This is a genomic window from Oleiphilus sp. HI0132 (assembly GCF_001635845.1).
The window spans coordinates 1-4,832 of the sequence record NZ_LWGJ01001463.1; the positions used below are offsets into that span (position 1 = coordinate 1).

The 4,832-nt window shown below is 45.0% G+C and carries 4 protein-coding genes; all 4 read right to left on the reverse strand.

Features of this window, described 5'->3' with window-relative positions:
* The coding region (locus A3766_RS31420) for an ATP-binding protein (protein ID WP_197479687.1) at positions 1-1,348 on the reverse strand (1,348 nt) is incomplete at its 3' end.
* Between the two features lie 147 nt (positions 1,349-1,495).
* Positions 1,496-2,053 carry a hypothetical protein gene (locus A3766_RS22600; RefSeq protein ID WP_068513115.1) on the reverse strand — a complete coding sequence of 186 codons (558 nt, stop codon included), beginning with the start codon at positions 2,051-2,053 and terminating at the stop codon, positions 1,496-1,498.
* A gap of 157 nt (positions 2,054-2,210) precedes the next feature.
* Positions 2,211-4,241, reverse strand: coding sequence for a M48 family metallopeptidase (locus A3766_RS22605; protein WP_068643005.1), 2,031 nt, complete (start codon positions 4,239-4,241; stop codon positions 2,211-2,213).
* A 3-nt stretch (positions 4,242-4,244) separates the two neighbouring features.
* Positions 4,245-4,811 carry a LemA family protein gene (locus A3766_RS22610; protein ID WP_156509054.1) on the reverse strand — a complete coding sequence of 189 codons (567 nt, stop codon included), beginning with the start codon at positions 4,809-4,811 and terminating at the stop codon, positions 4,245-4,247.
* Positions 4,812-4,832 lie beyond the last annotated feature (21 nt).

Consider the following 4,832-nt stretch of genomic DNA (forward strand, 5'->3'; position numbering starts at 1 on the left):
CTCCCATCATTTCGCATAACTGCTTAACAATCGCCAGCCCTAGACCACTGCCACCATACCTTCTGGTCGTTGAGGCATCGACTTGAGTGAATGAGTCGAACAACTCCGCTATTTTATCTTTTGGAATACCTATACCGGTATCGGATACTGAACAATTTAGGCGAAGGAGGTCTCGACCATCTGCAGAGAGCTCAGGAGTTAGCGACACTTTCACATAGATCTCGCCTTCGTGAGTGAATTTAATCGCATTACCCACCAGGTTTGATAGAATTTGCCTAATTCTTCCAGGGTCCCCTTTTACCAGGCTATGTTCAACATCAACAACGTCAATAATCAATTCAACATCGTCTTCACAAGGGCGATGACCGATGGCTTCAGAAAATTCGCCAATCATTGAGCGCAAGTTAAACTCTAGAACTTCAATATCCAACTTGCCGGCTTCGATCTTGGAAAAGTCCAGAATATCATTGATCACAGCGAGCAAAGAATGAGCACTCGATCGAGCTAAGGTCACTTGATGATGCTGCTCTTTATTAAGCTCACTATTAATTAGCAGCCCCAACATACCTAAGACACCATTCATTGGTGTACGTATTTCATGGCTCATGCTGGCTAAAAACTCGCTTTTGGCTCTAACAGCAGACTCGGCCTCATCCCGGGCAACGATAAGCTCTTTAGTCTTCTGCTCTAATGCTGCCAATGCATACTTAGATTCTTGATCACTCGCCTCTAAAGCCTTTTCATGCATTTGCCTCATTACCAGCATATGATTGAACGCTTCAGCCAAGCGTCCTATTTCATCATTGCTATCAATCTCGACTCGCTGATCCATCTCTCCTGCCGCAACAGCCATTGTTGCTTCTGCAAGCTTTGTAATGGGCCTAGAAACTCGTCGTGCCTGCCACAAAGCCAAGACAATACTAAGCAGCCCGGTCAGTATGACAAATACCGTTACTATCTGTTTTAGCCAATACGCCGAAGCCAAAGCTTCTTTCTTATCTACCTCGCTGATCAAACTCCACTCAATATTAAATATGCGTACCGAGTGATGAATACCAATTACCTCTTCACCATTCGGCCCCACATATTCGTAAGCCTCTTCATAGTCATGCTCCAAGTCATGAGTTTGGAATTCTGAAGTTTTTTTACACCTATAAGCTTTTGATACAACGCCTTCTTCAGCACCTACTGCATGCTCCTTTCGCCACTTTTCGAATTGTTCAGTTGCGATAGTTCGCTCCAGAATCTCTGACTGATCATCGATACTGGTTCTAAGCAAGCCGTCGGCACCGACTAGATAATGTGAAGCATTAATTTTCGCCAAATCTCGTGACAGCAGGTTTATCAATTGCTCTAATCTAATTTGAATAGCAAAAGAACCGATAACTGCGCCGTCACCCGAAAAGATCGGTGCCGCAATAAAACCATCTGGGCGCCCCTTAGATGGCGCATAGCGTTCGATATCTGAAAAAAGCGTTTTCTTCTGTTTGAGTGTTTACTGCACAAGCCACGAAAACTTTGTCTGGGCATAGCGCCCGTCGAAAAGATTGGTACCAAAGTCATCTTCATGCTCAATGGTATACAGAATATTGCCTTGATTATCGATTAAGAATATATCGTAAACATAGGGATAAGCAGCGCCTATCGCAACAATACTGTCTTCCTGGCCTTTTACCCGTGCCTGCCAGTCTGAGCTGTGCACATAAGTGAATAAATCAGTATTGCTGTGCTCGTAACCCTCTCGAAGTGAAATCAGTAGGTCTTTGTGGGTCGGCACTCCTGCCTGTAAGGTGACATCGGTAAAACGATAGTTGAACCAGCTTCGAATGAAGCGCTCATTAAGGTCAGCGGCCTGAACCAACTCATCAACAGCTGCTTGTCGCAAGCTTGAATAAGCTTGATAATAGCTCATAGAGGCGATCAAGATCATTGGCACGATTGCCAGAACTAAAAACCAGAAAGTCAGCTTGAAGCTAAGAGATTTTCCGAAGCTCTTGGCTACCGGCTCAGACACCTCATTACCAATCAGAATATTAGCCTCACCTTCAGGCACGACGAACCTCACATGTTGAACAGTGAGTTTTGTTATTTTTATTCTTTGCGTACATCAAGACTCTCTAGCAGGTGAAACTTTTAGAAGGCCTTGATTATTTATAGTTCAGGTCACGCAGTATTGCGAGCCACCCAAGCTCTATAATAGGTGCTTGTGACTAACTCTCTACACCACCAAAGGGGCAATCCATCACGGCGGCAACACCTTTTATCAAGTAACTCTGCTTTGCCGTGACAACTGCATCGGATTTGGCAGCCGCGAGCAAACCTTTCAATAACCGTGGTTTTAACAATGGGTAGGCCAAGCCCAAGTCATGCACTGCTCGAGTAAACCTTGCTGATTGGCAGTCACTTATTGGTAGCAAGGTAATCCCGGCAACGCTTGCAGCCTCACAACCTTCTTTGAAGGCTTGCTGATAAGTTGCTTGCTCACGTTCCAAGCCATAATAGACAATACGGGACAGCACAACTTGGTAAAGAGAAGCAATTTTCTTAATGTCTTTATATTTTGGTTTTTCTGGACGCGACAAGCCAAAATATCGATCACAATGCTGCTTAAGGAGCTGGAAAATCAGCCACTCAAAAACATCAATTTTTCCATCAGCATGAATTAGTTCCAGAAACAAAGAACGATAATGACGATATTGCACTAAAGACATCAGCTTTAATGCGGGTATGCTTAGTTCAACAATCTCCAAGCGCTGCTCGGAGTTTAGCTCAGCTAAAGGCTTGATCATGTCAGCAACTGAATCTGCAAGATCACCACCAATCTTTTGAGGTGAACCTTTTTGGCTTGAACTAACGACCTTAAGCTGTTTTTTGACGACAGCTTCCTGTTCATCAAGCAAGACTGCACACATTAAGGCAGGCGCTTCACTGGGTTCGTGAGCTTTACCAACAAGCAAATCATAAGCTGACTTGAAAACACCATCCTGACTAAATGCCGGCTCAAACTCTATCGGTTTATGCTCTACAGGTTTTGCAGATTCAGCTTTTTGCTCGCCTATTGTTGGTTCTACTACTTGCTCACTCCCAGCAAAAGACGATACAGTTTCACCACTACCGGATAAAACACTTGCTTCCCGCTCTAGTGAAGAAGGCTTCATAAAACGGCCGCTCCACCGTGGCATAACTCTGCGAATCCGTTCTTCTAATGGCGGGTGCGTAGCAAAAAACTGGGTGAAGTAGCGCCTAGGAGATCCGATGCGAGAAAAGAACAAGTGGCTCACTTCATGAGCGCCATGATGCACAACTTGTGACTGGGCAGTGGCACCACCAATCAAACTCAAGGCCTCACCAATACCATTGGGGTTTCGGGTAAACTGCACTGCAGAGGCGTCGGCCAAAAACTCTCTCTGACGGCTTACAGCAGACTTTATGATCATGCCAAATAACTGGCCAATCGAGCCAAGTAGCCATAGGCACAAACCAAATGCAAACAGGCCCGCAACCACGCCGCCATTATTTCGGCCATGACCATAGCTACGATAGCGACGCCCTCGTTGACTCGTCATACGCATCACCATATGACCACTTTCACTAATCATTAGAATGCCATGCAAGACAACCAGTAACTTCATGTTCAGGCGCATATCGCCATTAAGAACATGGCTAAATTCGTGAGCAATAACTCCCTGCAGCTGATCTCGGTTAAAAGTATCCAAACAACCTTGTGTGACGCCAATAACGGCATCCTCAACCGACAAACCGGCGGCAAAGGCATTAATACCTGGTTCTTTTTCAAGCAAATAAACTTGTGGCACTGGGATACCCGCGGCCAAAGCAATCTCCTCGACAACATTTAGTAAGCGCTTTTCCTGAGCCTGGCTTGAGTTTGTCAGAACAGGTCGACCGCCCAAAGCTTCAGCGACAACCCTTCCTCCGTCTCGCAAAGAGAGCCATTTGAACAGCATAGCCATCGCCAAGACGCCTACGACGAGAAGCGTCGTCCAGGTAAATTTTTTCCAACCTAGTGCGGTGATCAGGTTTTCGCACCACTGAAAAATGTTCCCGCCTGCATCAGCAATCGGATTCACTCCATCCAGTGCATACTCTGGGTTACTGTATAAAACGAAAAACGCGACACAGAGGTTTGTAAGCAAAACCAATAAGACGACAGCAATGGTAAACAATGCCAACAACCATAAGGTTTGTTTCCTGGCATCATCTTGCGCTTTATAGAAGTTCATTGTCTAGAATGAAACTTTGGGAGCCGATTGAATTTGTGCCGAGTCTTCAAACTCTAGAAGCGTCGCGTCTTCTCTGTGACTAAAGCTGGTAGCAAAAAGGTTTTGAGGGAAGCTTTGACGATATTGATTATATTCAGTAACTGAATCATTAAAGGACTGACGCGCAAAGGACACACGATTCTCGGTGCTAGTCAGCTCTTCAGAAAGCTGGCTCATGTTATCACTAGCCTTCAGTTCCGGATAAGCCTCTACAGCCACATTTAGACTTCCTAAAGCACTTTGTAATAAACCTTCACTTTTAGCAAGTTCCTGCAACGCTCCCGCACTAGAAGGATTAGCGGATGCTGCTTTAAGGCCTGCCAGAGCTTGATTACGAGCCGATATAACCGCTTCCAGCGTTTCACGCTCATGTGTTAGATAAGCCTTAGCCGTCTCGACTAGATTAGGAATCAAGTCATAACGACGCTTAAGCTGAACTTCAATTTGAGAGAAAGAGTTTTGATAGCGATTTTTTAAAGCTACCAAGGTATTGAAAATACGAATGATATAAAAAATCGCAAAAATGATAATGAAGGCTGTTACTAAACTGCT